This window comes from Cupriavidus sp. 01T418, from assembly GCF_056398885.1.
The window spans coordinates 1-20,024 of the sequence record NZ_JBFTQG010000028.1; the positions used below are offsets into that span (position 1 = coordinate 1).

20 protein-coding genes are annotated in these 20,024 nt (G+C 65.7%); 6 read left to right on the forward strand and 14 right to left on the reverse strand.

Annotation, left to right across the window (positions count from 1 at the left end):
* Together AC1DQ3_RS23475 and AC1DQ3_RS23480 are read left to right on the forward strand one after the other, a co-directional pair.
* Positions 1-162, forward strand: a 162-nt coding sequence (locus tag AC1DQ3_RS23475) for an NAD(P)(+) transhydrogenase (Re/Si-specific) subunit beta (RefSeq protein WP_477122628.1), incomplete at its 5' end; no start/stop codon positions are given.
* A 295-nt stretch (positions 163-457) separates the two neighbouring features.
* On the forward strand, positions 458-1,504 hold the full coding sequence (locus tag AC1DQ3_RS23480) for a response regulator (protein ID WP_477122557.1): 1,047 nt from the start codon (positions 458-460) through the stop codon (positions 1,502-1,504).
* 54 nt (positions 1,505-1,558) lie between these two features.
* Here the strand turns inward: AC1DQ3_RS23480 and AC1DQ3_RS23485 are convergent, their stop codons facing one another.
* From AC1DQ3_RS23485 to AC1DQ3_RS23525, 9 genes are all read right to left on the reverse strand, one after another.
* Positions 1,559-2,821, reverse strand: a complete 1,263-nt coding sequence (locus AC1DQ3_RS23485) for a THUMP domain-containing class I SAM-dependent RNA methyltransferase (protein WP_477122558.1) — start codon at positions 2,819-2,821, stop codon at positions 1,559-1,561.
* 80 nt (positions 2,822-2,901) lie between these two features.
* Positions 2,902-3,507 (reverse strand): DsbA family protein, encoded by a 606-nt coding sequence (locus AC1DQ3_RS23490; RefSeq protein WP_477122629.1) that lies wholly within the window; start codon positions 3,505-3,507, stop codon positions 2,902-2,904.
* A 108-nt stretch (positions 3,508-3,615) separates the two neighbouring features.
* A complete protein-coding gene (locus tag AC1DQ3_RS23495; RefSeq protein WP_477122559.1) occupies positions 3,616-4,038 on the reverse strand; it encodes a CopD family protein in 423 nt (140 codons plus the stop codon).
* 125 nt (positions 4,039-4,163) lie between these two features.
* Positions 4,164-5,444 (reverse strand): glutamate-5-semialdehyde dehydrogenase, encoded by a 1,281-nt coding sequence (locus tag AC1DQ3_RS23500; RefSeq protein ID WP_477122560.1) that lies wholly within the window; start codon positions 5,442-5,444, stop codon positions 4,164-4,166.
* A gap of 112 nt (positions 5,445-5,556) precedes the next feature.
* Positions 5,557-6,597, reverse strand: coding sequence for a DNA polymerase III subunit delta (gene holA, locus AC1DQ3_RS23505; protein ID WP_477122561.1), 1,041 nt, complete (start codon positions 6,595-6,597; stop codon positions 5,557-5,559).
* Positions 6,598-6,659: 62 nt separating this feature from the next.
* Positions 6,660-7,181, reverse strand: a complete 522-nt coding sequence (locus AC1DQ3_RS23510) for an LPS-assembly lipoprotein LptE (protein WP_477122630.1) — start codon at positions 7,179-7,181, stop codon at positions 6,660-6,662.
* 47 nt (positions 7,182-7,228) lie between these two features.
* Positions 7,229-9,853 (reverse strand): leucine--tRNA ligase, encoded by a 2,625-nt coding sequence (gene leuS / locus AC1DQ3_RS23515; protein WP_477122562.1) that lies wholly within the window; start codon positions 9,851-9,853, stop codon positions 7,229-7,231.
* Positions 9,854-10,001: 148 nt separating this feature from the next.
* Positions 10,002-10,799: a 4-hydroxy-tetrahydrodipicolinate reductase gene (gene dapB, locus AC1DQ3_RS23520; RefSeq protein WP_477122563.1), complete on the reverse strand. Its 798-nt coding sequence runs from the start codon at positions 10,797-10,799 to the stop codon at positions 10,002-10,004.
* A 63-nt stretch (positions 10,800-10,862) separates the two neighbouring features.
* Positions 10,863-11,513, reverse strand: a complete 651-nt coding sequence (locus AC1DQ3_RS23525) for an outer membrane protein assembly factor BamE (protein WP_477122564.1) — start codon at positions 11,511-11,513, stop codon at positions 10,863-10,865.
* Between the two features lie 199 nt (positions 11,514-11,712).
* Between AC1DQ3_RS23525 and fur the strand changes: the two genes are divergently transcribed.
* Positions 11,713-12,144: a ferric iron uptake transcriptional regulator gene (fur, locus tag AC1DQ3_RS23530; RefSeq protein ID WP_477122565.1), complete on the forward strand. Its 432-nt coding sequence runs from the start codon at positions 11,713-11,715 to the stop codon at positions 12,142-12,144.
* Between the two features lie 66 nt (positions 12,145-12,210).
* Here the strand turns inward: fur and AC1DQ3_RS23535 are convergent, their stop codons facing one another.
* From AC1DQ3_RS23535 to tkt, 3 genes are all read right to left on the reverse strand, one after another.
* Complete coding sequence (locus AC1DQ3_RS23535) at positions 12,211-13,200, reverse strand: LysR family transcriptional regulator (protein WP_477122566.1); 990 nt, start codon at positions 13,198-13,200, stop codon at positions 12,211-12,213.
* 257 nt (positions 13,201-13,457) lie between these two features.
* Positions 13,458-14,456 (reverse strand): type I glyceraldehyde-3-phosphate dehydrogenase, encoded by a 999-nt coding sequence (gene gap / locus AC1DQ3_RS23540; protein WP_477122567.1) that lies wholly within the window; start codon positions 14,454-14,456, stop codon positions 13,458-13,460.
* A 97-nt stretch (positions 14,457-14,553) separates the two neighbouring features.
* Positions 14,554-16,590, reverse strand: coding sequence for a transketolase (tkt, locus tag AC1DQ3_RS23545; RefSeq protein ID WP_477122568.1), 2,037 nt, complete (start codon positions 16,588-16,590; stop codon positions 14,554-14,556).
* A 355-nt stretch (positions 16,591-16,945) separates the two neighbouring features.
* On the opposite strand from tkt, the gene AC1DQ3_RS23550 reads away from it, so the two are divergent.
* Genes AC1DQ3_RS23550 through AC1DQ3_RS23560 form a run of 3 tightly spaced genes read left to right on the forward strand, consistent with a single transcriptional unit; the run spans position 16,946 to position 18,805 of the window.
* The gene (locus AC1DQ3_RS23550) at positions 16,946-17,386 is read left to right on the forward strand and encodes a VOC family protein (protein ID WP_477122569.1); all 441 of its coding nucleotides are present in this window, start codon (positions 16,946-16,948) and stop codon (positions 17,384-17,386) included.
* Positions 17,386-18,141 carry a 16S rRNA (uracil(1498)-N(3))-methyltransferase gene (locus tag AC1DQ3_RS23555; RefSeq protein ID WP_477122570.1) on the forward strand — a complete coding sequence of 252 codons (756 nt, stop codon included), beginning with the start codon at positions 17,386-17,388 and terminating at the stop codon, positions 18,139-18,141. The genes AC1DQ3_RS23550 and AC1DQ3_RS23555 overlap by 1 nt, the downstream gene beginning before the upstream one ends.
* A gap of 52 nt (positions 18,142-18,193) precedes the next feature.
* The gene (locus AC1DQ3_RS23560; RefSeq protein WP_477122571.1) at positions 18,194-18,805 is read left to right on the forward strand and encodes a YidB family protein; all 612 of its coding nucleotides are present in this window, start codon (positions 18,194-18,196) and stop codon (positions 18,803-18,805) included.
* Between the two features lie 155 nt (positions 18,806-18,960).
* Here the strand turns inward: AC1DQ3_RS23560 and AC1DQ3_RS23565 are convergent, their stop codons facing one another.
* Both AC1DQ3_RS23565 and AC1DQ3_RS23570 read right to left on the reverse strand, forming a co-directional pair.
* Positions 18,961-19,563: a barstar family protein gene (locus AC1DQ3_RS23565; RefSeq protein WP_477122572.1), complete on the reverse strand. Its 603-nt coding sequence runs from the start codon at positions 19,561-19,563 to the stop codon at positions 18,961-18,963.
* Positions 19,560-19,886, reverse strand: coding sequence for a guanyl-specific ribonuclease (locus tag AC1DQ3_RS23570; protein WP_477122631.1), 327 nt, complete (start codon positions 19,884-19,886; stop codon positions 19,560-19,562). Before AC1DQ3_RS23570 ends, AC1DQ3_RS23565 begins: the two co-directional genes overlap by 4 nt.
* Between the last annotated feature and the right edge of the window lie 138 nt (positions 19,887-20,024).

Genomic DNA, 20,024 nt, shown 5'->3' on the forward strand with positions numbered 1-20,024 from the left:
ATCCTGGAGGCCTACAAGGCCAAGACCATCATCGTGAACAAGCGCTCGATGGCCGCGGGCTACGCGGGCCTGGACAACGAGCTGTTCTACATGGACAAGACCATGATGGTGTTCGGCGACGCCAAGAAGGTGGTCGAAGACATGGGCAAAGCGGTCGAGTAAGCACGCTTTGCTTGCCGGGGACGGGTCCGCGCCCGTCTCCGCCGTCACCCCGGCGCGACACAGTCGCGCTTTTTTTATGCTCCGCCACGCGCCGGTTGCATGGGAGCGCGGTCGCGCTATACTGTTTTCCGGTCACCGGCCCCGGCACGCACGCCGATCATCTGCACAGGGCCAGGCATAGTCCGGCGCGGTGGGCCGCCCCGAACCGATCCGTCCCCGGCCTTGCCGCGCCGGATCTCCAGCCGCGCCAAACCATGCGCCCGCCGTGTCCGCCGACACCGGAGCCGAAAACAACATGACATTCAACCCCCAGGACAGGAATCTGTCGGTCTTCCATCACCCGATCCTCACGGTGCTTGTCGACGACAGCAAATCGTTTATCGACAGCCTGGTGTTCCAGATGGATCCGTCGCGGCCGGTAGTCACCTTTACCGATCCCCGTGAAGCACTGCAATGGGTCCGCGATACCTACACCACGCATTTCACCGGCTTCCTGCCCGTGCGGGTCACGCATGACGACCTGACCTTCCTGACCGAGCGGCGCACCGTGCAGCTCGATATCGACCGCATCTACCGCCAGATCCACGACATCAACCGCTTTGTGCAGCCGGGTGTGATCGTGGTGGATTATTCGATGCCGCAGATGAACGGGCTGGAGTTCTGCCAGGCGCTGCAGGACCTGCCGTGCAAGACCATCCTGCTGACCGGCACCGCTGACGAAAGCATCGCCGTGCAGGGTTTCAACCACGGCCTGATCGACCGCTACGTCAAGAAGCACGACAGCAATATGGTGGAGCGGCTGGACCAGGAGATCGACGCGCTGCAGCAGCAGTATTTCGCCACCTTGTCGCGCACCCTGCGCGACCTGCTGACGCGCCACTCGTTTTCCTTCCTGTCGGATCCGGCGATCTGCGAGCGCGTGCGCCAGATCACCGCGCGCTACGGCTTTGTCGAGTACTACCTCTACCCCAACCCGGCCGGCATTCTGATGCTGACGGCGCAGGGCCAGGCCACGCTGATGGTGATCGAGACGCGCGCCGGGCTGATCAACCAGGTGGAATCCGCGGAGGCCTACGATGCGCCAGCGGCCCTGGTCGAAGGGCTGCGCGAGGGCCGCATCATGCCTTTCTTCTGGCCCGGCAACGGCATGTACACCCCGGCCTGCATCGACTGGGAGCAATACTGCCTGCCGGCCGAGCAATGCGAAGGGCACGAGGATTATTTCTACGCGCTGTTCGACCTGCCGCGCCATTTGCTGCAGGAACCGGTGGTCAGCTTCCAGAGCTTCCTGGACGACTTCGCCCGCCACCCCGAACGCGCGACCGGGCGAGCAGTGCGCTAAGCGCCAAGGCAGGAGAGGCACGCTCTCCTGCCGTGCCCTTTGTCAGGCTGAAGGCTATGCCGGGGCGTTGCGGTTGCCGCCGCGCACCATGTCGAAACGGAACAACCGGCACTCGATATTGCCGTTGTAGAGCGGCGTACGGCGCGATTCCTTGAGCCGCAGCCGGCGCGGCAGCGACAGGTCGCCCGTGAAGACCCACGCCTGCCAGCCCGCGAAATACTGCTTGAGCGTGCTGGCGAAAGCGCTGGAAAACTGGTTGGCGGCTTCGTCGTCGATCTCGTCGGCCGGCGCTTCGTCCAGCGGCCGGCGGCGTTCTCCCCGTACCGCGATCCGCTCGCCATAAGGCGGGTTCATCAGCAGCAGGCCGGAGGCCGCGAATGGCGGTTGCGCGAAGCGCGCATCCACCTGCTTCAGGCGTACCTCGCCCGGCAAGCCGGCGCGTTCCCAGTTGGCTTGCGACATTGTCAGCATATCGGTGGAGATATCGCTGCCGGCGATCTCCAGGGGCTCGGACGCGACGCGCTTGCGCGCGGCCTCCTCGTCGTCCCGCGCGGCTGCCTTCAGCGCGTTCCACGCCTTGTTGTCGGCGCCTTTGAGGCGCTCGAAGCCAAAGCTGCGGCTCGCGCCGGGAGCAAGGCCAAGCGCGACCTGGGCCGCTTCCACCAGGAAAGTGCCGCTGCCGCACATCGGATCGTAGAATGGGCGTTCCGTCTGACCCGGTACCCAGCCGGCCAGGCGCAGGATCCCTGCTGCCAGGTTTTCCTTCAGGGGGGCTTCCCCCTTCTCGAGGCGCCAGCCTCGCTTGAACAGCGGCTCGCCCGAGGTATCGAGATACAGCGTGCAATCGTGCTCCGTCAGGTGGGCATAGATCCGCACATCCGGATTCACGGTATCCACGCTGGGACGCTCGCCCAGACGCGCGCGCATGGCGTCGCAGACGCCGTCCTTGATCCGCAGCGCGATGAAATTCAGGCTCTGCAGCGGCGAGCGATGCGAGGTAACGTCCACCCGCAGCGTCTCGTCCGGCGAAAACCACTGGTCCCAGCGCTGGGCGCGCACCAGGTCGTAGATATCGTCTTCGCGCCGGTAGCCACGATTGGCTACGCGCATCAGCACGCGGCTGGCAATGCGCGAGTGCAGGTTGACGGCATAGGCCGCGGCCATCTCGCCGGAGAAGGTGACGCCACCCGGCATTTCACGATGGACCTGGATGGGCGCGAGCGTGGCCAGTCCRGGCCGCGCCGCGATCTCGTGCAACTCTTCGGCAAGTGCGCTCTCCAGGCCGCGCGGGCAGGAGGCAAAAAAGGCTTGGGACATGGCTTGGGAATTCCTGCAAACAAAAACGTCCGCCGTGGCGGACGGGGTCGGATAGCGCGCAGTGTACCGCGCCCGGGGCTTCAGCCCTTCGCGAGCGCGCGATCGAGGAAGTCGAGACGGTCCTGGCCCCAATAGGGCTGGCCCTCATAGACGTACCACGGCCCGCCGAACACACCGGCGGAAATCGCATCCTGCGTGTGCTGCGCATAGGCGGCCTGCACCGCCTGGGCGTCGCTGGCCTTGAGCAGCGCCGCGCCATCCAGCCCAATGCCATCGGCCAGTTGGGCCAGCGTGGCGGCATCGGCGATATTGCGTTGCTCGGCCCACAACGCGCGGCCGATGACGCCAACCAGTTCCATCGCGCGGGCGGTGCCGTGCGCCAGTTGCACCGCGATCAGCAGCTTGCTGGCTGCATCGCCGGAAACCGGGAAGAAGGTGGGCTGCGGATTGAGCGGCACGCCCAGGAACTCGCTCCAGCGAGCCAGTTCGATCAGCCGGTAAGCCTGGCGCTGCGGTGGCCGCTGCGCCAGCGGCAAGCCGCCCGAGACGGAAAACACGCGGCCCAGGTCGCAGGGCTTGAGATTGACCTGCACGCCATGCCTGGCCGCGATCGCGGTGAAGCGTTCGTGGCCAAGGTAGACGAAAGGCGATTGCGGGGTGAAGTAGTAGTCGACCTGCTTGCTCATCATATCCTCTGGACTGGGTGTGGGGCGAGACAACGGCGCCTTGAACGAGGGAAAATTCGAAATGAATACGATACGCGAAAAACGCCGGGACTTACCGGCAAGAGCGCATCAGAAAGGCTTGACCACCACCAGAATCACCACCGCCAGCAACACCAGCACCGGCAACTCGTTGAACCAGCGATAGAAGGTATGCGAACGTGTATTGCGGCCGCCTTCGAACTTCTTCAGCAGCACGCCGCAGCCGTGGTGATAGCCGATCAACACCAGCACCAGCGCCAGCTTGCCGTGCATCCAGCCCTGGCCCGGGCCACGCCCGATGCCGTAGCCGATGTACAGCCACAGCCCGAACACCAGCGCGGGGACCGCCAGCATGGTCATGAAGCGGTAGAGCTTGCGCGCCATCAGCAGCAGGCGCTGCACGCTGGCCGGCTCGTGCTCCATGGCGAGGTTGACGAAGATGCGAGGCAGATAGAACAGGCCGGCAAACCACGAGACGACGAAGACGATGTGCAGCGCTTTGACCCAGAGCATCTGGCGTTATTTCTGGTTGTGTTCCCGCGGGAACGGTGGGGAGGCGAAACAGAGGGCGCCGGCTTTTCGCCGGCTGGAGGCGGCAAGCGAGGAACGGCCGCACGGCCGGCCCTCGCCCTGCCCGCTCAGGTACGGATCTCGCCGTGCCCGAACACTACATACTTCAGCGAGGTCAGGCCTTCCAGCCCGACGGGGCCGCGCGCGTGCAGCTTGTCGTTGGAAATGCCGATCTCGGCACCAAGGCCATACTCGAAGCCATCGGCAAAGCGGGTCGAGGCATTGATCATCACGCTGGCCGAATCGACCTCGCGCAGGAAACGCATGCCAGCGCTGTAGTTCTCGGTGACGATGGAATCGGTGTGCGCCGAGCCGTAGGTGTTGATGTGCGCGATGGCCTCGTCCAGCCCGGCCACCGTGCGGATCGCCAGCACCGGCGCCAGGTACTCGAGCCGCCAGTCTTCCTCGGTGGCATCGACCAGCCCGGTGAAGCCAGCGGCTTCCAGCGTGGCACGGGTGGCGCCGCACACGCGCAACTCCACGCCCTTGTCCCGGTAGATGCGGCACAGCGGCGGCAGCGCCGCGGCCGCGACGTCGCGCGCGACCAGCAGCGTTTCCATGGTGTTGCACGGTGCGTAGCGCTGGGTCTTGGCGTTGTCGCAGATCCGCACGGCCTTTTCCAGGTCGGCGGCGGCATCGATGAAGACGTGGCAGATACCGTCCAGGTGCTTGATCATCGGCACCCGGGCTTCTTCCATCAGCCGCGCGATCAGGCTCTTGCCGCCGCGCGGCACGATGACGTCGACGTATTCGGTCATGGTGATCAACCGGCCCACCGCGGCGCGGTCGGTGGTCCCGATCACCTGCACTGCCTCGGGCGGCAGGCCGGCGGCGGCCAGGCCTTCGGCCACCAGGGCGGCCAGCGCGGTATTGGAATCGATGGCCTCGGAACCGCCGCGCAGGATGGTGGCGTTGCCCGACTTCAGGCACAGGGCGGCAGCATCGATGGTCACATTGGGCCGCGACTCGTAGATGATGCCGATCACGCCCAGCGGCACGCGCATCTGGCCCACCTGGATGCCGGTGGGGCGGAACTTCATGTTGCTGATCTCGCCGATCGGGTCGGCCAGGGCGGCGATCTGCTCAAGGCCGGCGGCCATGGTGTCGATGGCCTTGTCCGACAGCGTCAGGCGGTCGATGAAGGCGGCATCGTGGCCGTTGGCGCGGGCACGCTCGACATCGCCGGCGTTCACGGTCTTCAGGTAGGCGGCGTCGCGGCGGATGGCCGCGGCGATGGTCAGCAGCGCGCGATTCTTGTCGGCGGTGGAGGCGCGCGCCATGGCGCGGGAGGCGGCGCGGGCCTGCTGGCCGACGCGGTCCATGTATTGCTTGAGATCGAGCTCGTTCATATTCCTGGCCAGGCAACCCGGCCCTCAATGCTTGGTTTTTTGTCGGCAAACGCTGGCATATGCGGCCCCATGCAGGCAGATCGCGATCCGTCGCGATCTGCTGCGCCGCCGCTTACCTGGCGATGGCCAGGGCCAGTTGCAGCAGGCCATCCCAGGGTTCGGCCGGCATGCCTTCGGCACGCAGGCCCTTGACCTGCCGGTCCAGCCGGGCGGCCATCCCCAGCGCGGCTTCCAGCCGCGCCGGCGAGAGGCGCTGCGCGGCCTGCGGCACCAGCTTTTCGCGCACGCCCCAGACCCGCAGTTCGCGCATCAGCACGTTGCCCGGCTTGCCTGCCGCCAGGCCTTGCCGGACCTTGGATAATACGCGAATTTCCTCGGTCAGCGCCCACAGCACCAGCACCGTGGCCTCGCCCTCCCCGCGCAGCCCTTCGAGCATGCGCACCAGCCGCGGCACGTCGCCGCTGAGCATGGCTTCGGAGAGCTTGAAGACGTCGTAGCGGGCCACGTTGAGCACCGCATCGTGCACCTGCTCGAAAGTCAGCGAACCGGCGGGATAGAGCAGGCCCAGCTTCTGGATTTCCTGGTGTGCGGCCAACAGGTTGCCCTCGACCTTGTCGGCGATGAACTGCAGCGCCCTGCGCCCCGGTTCGCCGGCCTCGACCCGCTGCTGCTGCAGCGCGAGCCGGTCGCCGACCCAGGCCGGCAGCCGGCTGCGGTCGATGGAGTCGACCTTGATCGAGACCCCTGCGGCGTCCAGCGCCTGGAACCAGGCCGATTTCGCCGTGGCGAAATCCAGCCGCGGCAGCGTGATCAGCATGACCACGTCCGGCGAAGGATGGGCGGCCACGGCGCGCAGCGCCTCGCCGCCGTCCTTGCCCGGCTTGCCGGAGGGAATCCGCAGTTCGACGATCTTGCGGTCGCCGAACAGCGACATCGATTGCTGCGCCTGGACCACCTGGCCCCAGTTGAAGCCACGCTCCGACGACAGCACCTCGCGCTCCGTGAAGCCGGATTCACGCGCCGCCTGGCGCAGGCGGTCGACCGCCTCGAGCACCAGCAGGTGCTCGTCGCCATGCACCACGTAGAGCGGCGCCAGGGCGCGCCCCTTGGCCTGGCGCAGGTGTGCTTCGAGTCCGTCGAGCTTTAGCTGCATGCCGTGCGCTTGTTCCTCTGTCCTTGCCGTGTTGGAGTCTCGGGCCGCTGCTTGCGCGCGGCTCAGATCGCCTTGACCGCGCTCAGCCGGCGAATCATCTGCTGCACGATGTCGCGCTGCATGTCGCGGTAGAGCTGCTGCTCTTCGTAGTCCTTGGCCAGCGTATTGGCTTCGTTGTAGGTCAGGTCGCGCGTGAGCACCAGTTGCGACGGCGCGATCAGTTCCTGGCCGGCGGCATCGCGCAGGCGGAAGCTGAAGCGCTGCGTCAGGCGGTATTCGCGCACCACGCCGGCAGTTGTGAGGGACAGCACCGTCTTGGTACGCGTGTCCTGCAGCACATCGAGCAGGGCGTCCGCTTCCTTCGGATCGGTCACGATCTGCGTGTCCGAGCCATTACGGATCGCGCGGCGCAGATCGGACCCCATCAGCGTATTGGGCGGAATGCTCAGGTAGAGCCGCTTGAACGCGAAATCCGCGTGGCCGCGCATGTGAAAGCCGCAGCCGCCCAGCAGGCCGGCCGCCAGCAGCGCCGCCAGGGCCTTGCGGCGGCCCTGCACCGGTCGATCGAGCTTCTGTCCATCCATATCGGGCAGCTCCCTTGTTGGCTTGGTCACGGCTTGGCCTGCGCGCTTTAGAGCACCACGTTGACGAGGCGGCCCGGGACCACCACGATCTTCTTCGGTGCGGCACCAGCGGCGAACTTCGCAACGATCTCGCTGGCGGCGGCCATGGCCTCGATGGCGGTGCGATCGGCATCGGCCGGCACCGTCAGGCTGCCGCGCACCTTGCCGTTGACCTGCAGCACGAGTTCCAGCTCGCTTCGCACCAGCGCGGCTTCGTCGACCTGCGGCCAGGCGGCATCGAGCAGGTCGCCGTACTGCGTGGCGTAGCCCAGCTCCTCCCACAGCCCGTGGGTGACGTGCGGCACCACCGGATACAGCACGCGCAGCAGGATGCCGAAGCATTCGCGGCGCGCGGCGCGCGAGGCCTGCCTGGCGTCTTCCAGCGCATTGAGCATCTTCATGGTGGCGGACACCACGGTGTTGTACTGGATGCGCTGGTAGTCGTAGTTGGCCTGCTTGAGCACGCCGTGGATCTCGCGGCGCAGCACCGCGTCGGCATCGCCGGACGGCGCTGCATTTCCCGCCGTGCCGATCGCCTCGGCGTTGGCATAACCATAGTTCCACACCCGGCGCAGGAAGCGCGACGCGCCCTCCACGCCCGAGCCGCTCCACTCGAGCTGCTGCTCGGGCGGCGCGGCGAACATGACGAACAGCCGCGCGGTGTCGGCGCCATACTGGTCGATCAGCGCCTGCGGGTCGATGCCGTTGTTCTTGGACTTCGACATCTTCTCCACGCCGCCGATCACCACGGGCTGGCCATCGGCCTTGAGGACGGCGCCCAGCGGGCGGCCGCGCTCGTCGGTGGTCACCTCGACCTCGGCCGGGTTGTACCAGGTCTTCTTGCCGGCCGCGTCTTCGCGGTAATACGTGTCGTTGAGCACCATGCCCTGCGTGAGCAGGTTGGTGAATGGCTCGTTGAACGTGACCAGGCCCATGTCGCGCATGACCTTGGTCCAGAAGCGGGCGTACAGCAGGTGCAGAATCGCGTGTTCGATGCCGCCGATATACTGGTCCATCGGCATCCAGTAATCGTTGCGCGCATCGACCATGGTGGCCGCGTCCGGGCAGGTATAGCGCATGTAATACCAGCACGAATCGATGAAGGTATCCATGGTGTCGGTCTCGCGGCGCGCCGGCTTGCCGCACGACGGGCAGCTGCACGCGAGGAAACGCGGATCCTTGGCCAGCGGATTGCCGGTGCCGTCCGGCACCAGGTCCTCGGGCAGCACCACCGGCAGGTCCTGCTCGGGCACCGGCACCACGCCGCAGTCCTCGCAATGGATCAGCGGGATCGGCGTGCCCCAGTAGCGCTGGCGCGAGATGCCCCAGTCGCGCAGGCGCCAGGTGACCTTCTTCTCGCCCAGCCCCTTGGCGCCCAGATCGGCAGCGATGGCTTCGGCCGCCTCCTGGTAGTTCAGGCCGTCGTACTTGCCGCTATGGATGCAGACGCCGTGTTCCTTGTCGCCGTACCATTCCTGCCAGGCTTCGGTCGAGAAGGCCTGACCCTTGACGTCGACGACCTGCTTGATCGGCAGGCCGTACTTGTTGGCAAAGGCAAAGTCGCGCTCGTCGTGCGCGGGCACGCCCATCACGGCGCCGTCGCCGTAGCTCATCAGCACGTAGTTGCCGACCCACACCTCGACTTGCTCGCCGGTGATCGGGTGCACCACCTTCAGGCCGGTGGGCATGCCCTTCTTTTCCATGGTCGCCATGTCGGCTTCCATCACCGAACCGTGCTTGCACTCATCGATAAAGGCGGCCAGCTCGGGATTGGTGGAGGCGGCATGGGTGGCGAGCGGATGCTCGGCGGCGACCGCGCAGAAGGTCACGCCCATGATGGTATCGGCGCGCGTGGTGAACACGTAAAGCTTGCCGTCGCCGATCAGCTCGCCGTCGTCGCCGGCGATGGCATGCGGGAAGGCGAAGCGCACACCCACGCTCTTGCCGATCCAGTTCTGCTGCATGATCTTGACGCGCTCGGGCCAGCCCAGGCCATCGAGATCGCCGAGCAGCTCGTCGGCGTAGTCGGTGATGCGCAGGTAATACATCGGGATCTCGCGCTTTTCCACCAGCGCGCCCGAGCGCCAGCCGCGCCCGTCGATGACCTGCTCGTTGGCCAGCACGGTCTGGTCGACCGGATCCCAGTTCACCGTACCGGTCTTGCGGTAGGCGATGCCCTTTTCCAGCATCTTGAGGAACAGCCACTGGTTCCAGCGGTAGTAGTCCGGGCTGCAGGTGGCGACTTCGCGCGACCAGTCGATGGCCAGGCCCATCGACTGCATCTGCCGCTTCATGTAGGCGATGTTGTCGTAGGTCCAGGCCGCCGGCGCCACGCCGTTATTGAGCGCGGCGTTTTCCGCCGGCATGCCGAACGCATCCCAGCCCATCGGCATCAGCACGTTATGCCCGTTCATGCGCAGGTGCCGCGCCATCACGTCGTTGATGGTGTAGTTGCGCACGTGGCCCATATGCAGCTTGCCCGACGGGTACGGCAGCATCGAGCAGGCATAGAACTTTGGCTTCTCGCTGCCGTCGGCCAGCTTCGCCGCTTCCGATACGCGATAGGCATCGATGGCTTGCCAGTGCTGCTGGGCGGCTTGTTCAACGGCTGAGGGAAGATATTTGTCTTGCATGTTCAGGACAACGGCAACTGCGTTGGCGTGCGAAAAGCGTGGAAAAGAGAATCGGCGGGCTGCCTTGCGGCGCCCGCCTGCGCTGGAACGGCGAAAGTGCCGATTATAACCGTCGGGACTGACGGCGCAGCACGGACCCCGGGGGGCCTTACTTCAGGCCCAGTACATCCTGCATGTCGAACAGGCCGCTGGGCTTGTCGGCGAGGAAGCGCGCCGCCCGCAGCGCGCCGTCGGCGTACGACTGGCGGCTGGAAGACTTGTGCGTGATCTCGACGCGCTCGCCGATGCCGGCGAACATGACGGTATGGTCGCCCACGATATCGCCGCCGCGCACGGTGGCAAAGCCGATGGAGTCCGGATCGCGCGGGCCGGTATGCCCTTCGCGGGCAAACACGCCGCAGGTCTTCAGATCGCGGCCCAGTGCCTTGGCCACCACCTCGCCCATTGCCAGCGCGGTGCCGGACGGCGCGTCCACCTTGTGGCGGTGGTGCGCCTCGATGACTTCGATGTCGTAGCCGGAGGAAAGCAGCTTGGCGGCCACTTCCAGCAGCTTGAAGGTGGCATTGACGCCAACGCTCATGTTGGCGGAGAACACCACGCCGATGCGCCTGGCGGCCTCGGCCACGGCGGCGCGGCCGGCTTCGTCGAAGCCGGTGGTACCGATGATCATCTTCACGCCTAGACGCGAGGCCACCGCCAGGTGCGCCAGCGTGCCTTCCGGCCGGGTGAAGTCGATGAGGCAATCGGCCCCGGCGAGGGCCGCTTCGATATCGGCGGTGATCGTCACGCCGGTGGTGCGGCCCAGCAGCAGCCCGGCGTCCTGGCCCAGGGCCGGCGCGCCCGGCACATCCAGCGCGCCCGACAGGGTCACGCCGTCGGTGGCGAGTACGTGTTCGATCAGCATGCGGCCCATGCGGCCGGAGGCACCTGCGATGGCGATATTCATGGCTTGTCAGCAGTCAAAAGGAAGCCGGCCGCATGGGCGGCCGGCATGATCGGGCCTGATGGCTCAGTGGGTCTGGCTGGCAGCGCTGCCGTCCGCGGAAGCCGACGAGGCAGCCTCCTGGATGGGCTTGCCGGCCGTTGGAACGGTAGCGGCGTCGGCCGGGGCGGTGGCGTCGGCTGCCACCGGGACTGCCGCAGGGGCCGCTGCCTCTGCAGGGGCTGGCGCAGGCGCCGAGGCCGGGGCCGCCGCATCGGTTTGCGGCTTCGGCGCCACTGCCTTGCCCAGCTGCATGGCCTTCATGCCGTCGATTTCGGCGATCAGCTCGTATTCTGAGGGCAACTCGTCGCCGCCGAACTTGACGAGCTTGTCGTTATCGAAGAACACCGTGTAGCGGCGCTGCTGCACCACCGGCGTATTGCCGCGGCGGAACGAGAACACGTAGTCCCAGCGGTTGCCGTGGAACACATCGGTCAGCAGCGGCGTGCCAAGCAGGAACTTGACCTGGTCGCGCGTCATGCCCTCGCGCAACTGCGCGGCGGCCTCGCGCGAGACAAAGTTGCCTTGCACGATGTTGATACGATAAGGCGTGATCGCGTTGGCGACCTTGCGCGACGTATTGTCATAGGTGGAGCATGCTGCCGTCAGCAGCGCAGCAGCAGCCAGCACAGTGGTAACCAGCGTCGGACGCATGGCGGACGAACGAAATGAACGCATGTATCTCGCTTCCAGAAGGGAGTAAATAGTGCCGATCCGGGCTCTCGCAGGGCTTGCCGAGCGCCGGCCGCGGCGACGGGACATCGCCAGCGCAGTCCAGGGCAGAGGGCTGCACCCCAGGTAACCGCCGGGGCGACTTTTGCCGCCAAAACCCTTATGATTCAATTATCCAGACATTGTACTCTAGGGAGTCACGCCCATGCCGAGTCCGGCGGAACTCAAGAACATCGGTCTTAAAGCGACCGTACCCCGTCTGAAGATCCTCGAGATCTTCCAGACCAGCGAGCAGCGCCACCTGAGCGCGGAAGACGTCTACCGCATCCTGCTCAACGAACAAATGGACATCGGCCTCGCTACCGTCTATCGCGTGCTGACGCAGTTCGAGCAGGCGGGTCTGCTGTCGCGCAACAACTTCGAATCCGGCAAAGCCATCTTCGAGTTGAACGAGGGCAGGCACCACGACCACCTGGTGTGCATCGACTGTGGCCGTGTGGAGGAATTCTACGATTCCGAGATCGAGCGCCGCCAGCAAAGCATCGCCAGCGAACGCGGCTTCGCGCTGCAGGAACACGCGCTGTCGCTGTACGGCAACTGCATCAAGCGCGACTGCGCTTACCGCCCAAAGCGGTAAGCGCTACGATCGCACCGAGAATAAAAAAACCGGCGCTTGCGCCGGTTTTTTTATGTCAGGCCAATCCTACGATTCCTGCTGGTCCTGCTCGGCAACGACAGGCAGTCCATGCGCGATGGCCGGCGCGCCGACGAATTCGCCCACCACCTGGCGGAACAGCCCGCGCGCCCACACCAGCATGGGATGGGTGTTGCGGCTGCGGTGCCAGAACATGTTCAGGCCCAGCGTGGTATTGAGCTCGGCCGGCAAGGGGAAGGCCTTGAGCCCGTAGGTCTCGCAGGCCATGTCCTTGGTCAGCGCATTGACCGTGAAGATCATGTCGGTCTGCGCGGCCAGCTCGGACTGCGCGCGCCAGGAATGCACGGTCAACGTGGCATTGCGCTTTAGCCCGCGCTGCTGCAGGGCATAGTCGAGCGGAATCAGCGACGGCGCCGGACGGCCATTGCCGCCCGAATGCGCCATGAAGATATGACCGCAATCGAGATACTGCTCGAGCGTGCAGGTGCCCTTGAGCACCGGATGGTTCTTGCGCGCGCAAACCCAGAGGTTGAGCGACGTTACCATCTCTTCCACGATTTCGGGATGCCGGGTCGGGAACGACGAGAACGCCAGGTCCAGTTCGTTGCCGCGCATGGCGGCGACATCCGACTCCCAGGAATGCGACTCGACCAGCTTGATATGCAGATCCGGCGCCAGCTGCTTGATGCGCAGGATGAAGCGGTTGAAGACGGTATCGCCCAGTTCGGCGGCGAAACCGATATTCACGGTGCCAGTGGCCACCGCGGGATCGAAATGATCCGCGTCGCCTTCGTTGATCGAGGACCACAGGTCCAACATGTCGCGAATCTTCGGCCCCAGTTCCAGGGCCCGCGGCGTCGGCGTCAGGCCGTGCGGCACGCGGATAAAGAGAGGATCGTCGAAGATCTCGCGCAGGCGACCCAGCGAATGCGAGACCGCCGGTGCGGTCATATGCATCTTTTCCGCGACATAGGTCGCGTTTCGCTTGCTGAGCAACTCGGTAAAAATCACGAGCAGCTTGGTATCCACATTCACCATGATCTCGCCCAGGTTGGATTGGAGACTGCGAATGACCAGATCGTCACTTGCATTGGCTGCAAACCGGCATTGTCTAGCACTTTAGCAGTGTACGAGCAAAGGCGGGAACGGAACAGGTATTCCGGCCCCCGCCCTGGCATTGCGGCTTGTGCGGATCCGCCTGCCTCCAGGTGGACAAATGCGGACAAATGCGGACAAAAGGCGGCATTCCGCGGAATGCCGCCCTTGTCCGCCCTAGCCGGTCCATCCCGGCAAAGTTACTTGGCGACCACGCGGGCCATTTCCAGCACCTTGTTGGAATAACCCCACTCGTTGTCGTACCAGCTCACGACCTTGACGAAGGTCGAGTCCAGCGCGATGCCGGCTTCGGCGTCGAAGATCGAGGTGCGTGCATCGCCGCGGAAATCCGTTGCGACCACCTTGTCTTCGGTGTAGCCCAGCACGCCCTTGAGCGCGCCCTGGCTCTGTGCCTTCATTTCGGCGCAGATCTCGGCGTAGGTGGCGCCCTTTTCCAGCTCGACGGTCAGGTCGACCACCGACACGTCGGAGGTCGGCACGCGGAACGACATGCCGGTCAGCTTCTTGTTCAGCCCGGGGATCACCACGCCCACTGCCTTGGCGGCGCCGGTGCTCGACGGGATGATGTTTTCCAGGATGCCGCGGCCACCGCGCCAGTCCTTGTTGGACGGGCCGTCGACGGTCTTCTGCGTGGCGGTGGTAGCGTGCACGGTGGTCATCAGGCCGCGCTTGATGCCCCACTTGTCGTTCAGCACCTTGGCAACCGGCGCCAGGCAGTTGGTGGTGCAGCTGGCGTTGGAGATGATCGCCTCGCCCTTGTACGTGTCGTGGTTCACGCCGTACACGAACATCGGGGTGTCGTCCTTGGACGGTGCCGACATGATCACCTTCCTGGCGCCCGCGTCGATGTGCTTCTGCGCGCCTTCCTTGGTCAGGAAGATGCCCGTGGACTCGATCACCACATCGGCGCCGATCTCGCCCCACTTCAGTTCGGACGGATCCTTGACGGCGGTCAGGCGGATCTTCTTGCCGTTGACGATCAGCGTGTTGCCGTCGACCGACACTTCACCGTCGAAGCGGCCGTGCACCGAGTCGTACTTCAGCATGTAGGCCAGGTAGTCAGGCTCGAGCAGGTCGTTGATGCCAACTACTTCGATTTCCTTGAAGTTGGCGGCGGCTGCGCGGAACACCATGCGCCCGATGCGGCCGAAGCCGTTGATGCCGATTTTGATGGTCATGTTTATCTCCTGGGTAGGCTAACGATCGATGGATGCGCGAAAGCGTTTGCCGGCCCGCGTGGCCAATGCGACCGGCGCGCGGGCCCGGGCATTCCTGTTACTGGGCGAGCGTGTCGCGGACGGTACGCACGACGTTCTCGACCGTGAAGCCGAAGTGCTTGAACAATACGCCAGCCGGGGCCGATTCGCCGAAGGTGTCGATGCCCACCACGGCCTGGACCTGGTACTTCCACCAGAAATCCGTCACGCCTGCTTCCACCGCCACGCGCGGCACGCCTGCCGGCAGCACCGATGCCTTGTAGGCATTGTCCTGCTTGTCGAATACCGTCGTCGCCGGCACCGAGACCACGCGCACGTGCACGCCGTCGGCGGCCAGCTGCTCGGCCGCGCCCACGGCCAGGCCCACTTCGGAGCCGGTGGCGACGATCACCGCATCCGGACGGCCGGTCTTGGGATTGTTGCCGTCGCGCAGCACATAGCCGCCGCGCGCGATATTGGCGCGGGTGGCGTCGTCACGCTGCTGGAACGGCAGGTTCTGGCGGCTGAAAATCAGGCAGCTCGGGCCGTTCTCGCGGCGCACGGCGTGGGCCCAGGCCACTGCAGTCTCGGTGGTGTCGGCGGTACGCCACACGTCCATGTTGGGAATCAGGCGCAGGCTGGCGACGTGTTCGATCGACTGGTGGGTCGGGCCGTCTTCGCCCAGGCCGATGGAGTCGTGGGTGAACACGAACAGCGTGCGGATCTTCATCAGTGCCGCCATGCGCAGCGCATTGCGGCTGTAGTCGGAGAAGGTCAGGAAGGTGCCGCCGTAGGGGATGTAGCCGCCATGCAGCGTGATGCCGTTCATGATGGCGCTCATGCCAAACTCGCGCACACCGTAGTTGATGTGGTTGCCCCAGGCATCGGTGCGCACGGCCTTGCTGCCCGACCAGTTGGTCAGGTTGGAGCCGGTCAGGTCAGCCGAGCCGCCCAGGAATTCCGGCAGCACCGGGGCGAACGCCTCGATGGTGTTCTGGCTGGCCTTGCGCGTGGCGATGGTCTCGGCCTTTTCCTCGCACTTGGCCAGGAAAGCATCCACGGCTGCGTCGAACGCGCCGGGCAGTTCGCCGCGCATGCGGCGCTGGAATTCGCCGGCTTCGTAAGGGAAACGCTCGGAATAGGCCTCGAACAGCGCGTTCCAGGCCTTCTCCAGCGAACCGCCGCGGGCCTTGCCGTCCCATGCCGCGTAGACTTCGTCCGGCAGCTCGAACGGTGCGTGGGCCCAGCCCAGTGCTTCGCGCGTGGCCAGGATCTCGGGGCCGCCGAGCGGCGCGCCGTGCACATCGTGGCCGCCTTCCTTGTTGGGTGCGCCCTTGCCGATCATGGTGCGGCAGCAGATCAGGGTCGGGCGATCGCTGAACTTGGCTTCGGCGATGGCGGCATCGACGGCGGCGGCGTCATGGCCGTCCACTGCACGGATCACATTCCAGCCGTAGGCTTCGAAACGCTTGGGGGTGTCGTCGGCGAACCAGTGCACGACGTCGCCGTCGATCGAGATACCGTTGTCGTCCCACAGCGCGATCAGCTTATCCAGCTTCAGCGTGCCGGCCAGCGAGCAGGCCTCGTGGCTGATGCCTTCCATCAGGCAACCGTCGCCCAGGAAGACATAGGTGTGGTGATTGACGATGTCAAAGCCGGGGCGGTTGAATTCCTCGCCCAGCAGGCGCTCTGCCAGCGCCATGCCCACCGCGTTGGTGAGGCCCTGGCCCAGCGGACCGGTGGTGGTTTCCACACCCGGGGTAATGGCATATTCCGGGTGGCCGGCCGTCTTGCTGTGCAACTGGCGGAAGTTCTTCAGCTCTTCCAGCGGCAGGTCGTAGCCGGTCAGGTGCAGCAATGCATAAAGCAGCATCGAGCCGTGCCCGTTGGACAGTACGAAGCGGTCGCGATCCGCCCACTTGGGGTTGGTCGGGTTATGCTTCAGATGGCGGCCCCACAGCGCTACCGCGATATCCGCCATGCCCATCGGCATGCCCGGGTGGCCTGAATTGGCCTGCTGGACGGCGTCCATGGCCAGGACGCGGATGGCATTGGCCATGAGTTGGACGGACTGCGAAGCGTGCGGACTGGCGGCGGGATGGGCGAGGTGAGACATGCGGCGGGAACCTGGCGGCGGAAAAAGGGCGATTTTACCAGAAGGAAGCGGTAAATCCGGGCATCCGGCGGCCCAGGCTGGCGGCCAGCCCTATTGGACCGGATGGCTTTCCCCCGGCGTCGGCACCACCTGGGCCTGATCCGGCTGCCGGCCGCGCAGGGTTGGCCTTGCCCGCGGCAACGAGATTGGAGTGCATGCCCGCTTTGGCCGCATCCAGCCAGGCTGCCCGCTCCTTCCCGGCGTCCGCAAGCGCGTTTCGACAGCACCCGCGCACCCGCGTAAGATGCTCATTCGCACTGCGAGTCTTGCCGCCACGGCAAGCCCCTGCGCGGCTTCCCGTAACCAGGAGACGATCATGACAAGACCGGCCAACACCCCCTGGCTCACGCCCTACCTGACGGTGAGCAACGGGCGCAGCGCAATCGACTTCTACCACCGCGCCTTCGGTTTCAGCGCGGGGAATATCGTCGACGAAAACGGTGTGCCGACCCACGCCGAGATGCACTACCGGGGCGAACTGGTGGTGATGTTCGCGCCAGAAGGCGCCTGGGGCAGTACCGCGCGCACACCTCGCTCGCTCGGCGTCGAATGCCCGCAGACGTTCTACGTGTACTGCGACGATGTCGATGCCATGTACGCGCGCGCCGTCGCCGCCGGCGCGGCCAGCCTGATGGCGCCCGCCGACCAGTTCTGGGGCGACCGCTATTGCATGGTCGAAGATCCCGACGGTTACCGCTGGGGTTTCGCCAAGCCGGTGGACAAGGCCGCCGGCGAGGACAAGGACGGACCCGCCTGATGCCACCTCGCTTTTTTATCGAATCCGCGTTGGCCGCCGAGACCGATATGCCGCTGCCTGAAGCCGTGGTGCGGCATGTCCAGGTGCTGCGCCTCAATCCGGGCGACGACATCACGCTGTTCGACGGGCGCGGCGGCAGCCATGCCGCCACCCTGGTGGAGATCGGCAAGCGCCATGCGCTGGCGCGGATCGGCAGCCACGATCCCTCCGAAGCCGAGCCGCCCTTCCGCGTCACGCTGGCGCAAGGACTGGCGGCGGGCGACAAGATGGACTGGCTGATCGAGAAAGCCGTCGAACTCGGCGTCGCGGCGATCCAGCCGCTGCAGGCCGCACGTTCGGTGGTCCGGCTCTCGGCCGAGCGCGCGCAAAAGCGCCACGCGCACTGGCAGGCGCTGATCGAGGCGGCCTGCGAGCAATGCGGACGCAATCGCTTGCCCGAGGTCGCGCCGGTCGCTAACTTGGAAGCCTGGCTGGGACTGCAGGCAAACCCGGCGACGGCCCTGGGCACACGGATGCTGGTATCGCCGCGCGCCTCGCAGTCGCTGGTCTCGTTTGCCACGGAGCAGCGCAATGCGTTGCTGGACGGCGGCGTGACGCTGCTGATCGGGCCCGAAGGCGGGCTCGCGCCGGACGAGGAAGCGGCGGCGCTGCGCATCGGTTTCACGAGCGTGTCACTCGGGCCGCGCATCTTGCGTACCGAGACCGCCGGGCTCGCCTGCCTGGCCACACTCAACGCGGTACTGGGCGGATTTTGACGGCACCCGGGCCATCCTGGCCCGGCGCCACACTCACCGGAAGGAGTCGATCATGGGACTACTCGATAGCGTGCTGGGCGGAGTGCTCGGGCAGCGCGGCAGCGGCGAAGGGGGACCTGGCGGACTGAACCCGAAGATGATGATGGCGCTGGGCCTGCTGGCCATGCTGGCGATGCGCCACAAGGGCGCTGAAAGCAGTCCTGCGGCGGAACCCGATCCAGCCGCCGGTGCGGGTGGCCTTGGCGGGCTTGGGGGGCTGCTTGGCGGATTGTTGGGCGGCGCAGGCGGTGCCGCGGCGGGCGGCGCGCCCGGCGGAATGGATCTCGGCGGATTGCTGGGCGGCCTGCTTGGCGGCCATGACCAGCAGGCCGCCGGCGACGCACCCGCGCTGGGCGCGGCGGCGGCAGGCGGCATCGGTGCCCTGCAGCAGGTGCTGGCCCAGGCAGGCCTGGGCGATCAAGTCAACTCGTGGATCGGCACCGGTGCCAATCAGCCGGTCTCGCCGTCCGCGCTGGCCAGCGCGCTCGGTGGCACCGGAGCGCTGGAGAAGCTGGCCAGTTCGACCGGCATGTTGCCGGACGATGTTGCCTCCCACCTTAGCGAAGGCCTGCCGGAACTGATCGACAAGCTCACACCGCAAGGGCAGGTGCCGGCGGCGGCATAAGCGCCGCGCCGGATCGGCATAAGGGTTGGCCGTTGAGAGGCTACGCCCCTGCTACAGCAGTGCGCCCATGCCGGGCGCACTCAAAGCAAGAGGCCCGCTCAAGCGGGCCTTTGTCATCCTGGCTATCCCGCGGGCGGCTGGCCCACGGGCAATGCTCAGGCAAAAGAGTAGAACACGCGGAATTGCACCTTGCGCTCGGCCCAGAAGTCTGCCGCATCGCGGAATACATCGAGCAGGACCTCGCGCCCTTCCTTGTCGAATTTCTGCGCGATGGGCAGGCCTTCGAGCACGATCACGAAACCGGGCTGCGCGCCCGCCTTGTGGATCAGGTCGGTCAGGCAATCCGCCAGCGCATCGAAGTTCTTCCCGAAATGCCTGGGGAACAGGAAGTTGGTGGCGATGGTTTCCAGCACCTCTGCCTTGCTCTGGCAGTGCGCGCAGTTTGCGTACAGGAAATGCTGGCCCAGCGCCGCCGCCGCCTGGGCAAGTTCGGGCACGCGAAACGCGCGAATCGACTGGACGATGTTCGGACGCACCGTCTTGAACAGGTTCATGGCTCCCTCTTGGCTGCCGTCAATGCCGGCTGCCGGAACGGGTGCGGGCGGCGGTTGGTGCGAGACCTGCTCGTTACGAGGCATCATCAACACGTTGTCGTAAAGATTCTGGGCCTGGGTCTGGGCCCGGTGCCAGCCATCTCCGGCGCCGCGCTCGTCGCGGGCGGCAAGGGCGTCGCCCAATCCGAAAATGTCAGTCATCATTTGGCTATCCGTTTGAAACTGTTGTAGTGGTCGTCCGTGTAATAACAGTCGTTGGTGGCGCGTTGGTCACCGCCACATACGATCCGTCGCGCTCCTCGATTCCGGCTGTTTGTCTTTACCGTGTACTCGCGGTAATAACCGCGCGACCTTTGTGGCAGGACGCGCTCGTAGTTGCCGAACCTCGAACCATCCTTGGCGTAGGGAAACGGGCCACCCGCTTCGATACGTTCCAACGTCAACTGTGCCTCGTTGGGCAACTGCTGTACCGCGATGGTTCCCGTGCCATCGTCGATCGGCTGACGCGCCAGCACCGGCTGGACCAGCGCGCACGATACCGCGACGCTTGCCAGTACCCGGCTTGCCACTCGCGCCAGACCGGCGGCTGAAATCCAATGCGATGCGCGCTGCGTCAAAGGAATCTGGGAACCCACGTTGCTTGTCTTGATCTGGAGGTGCCAACA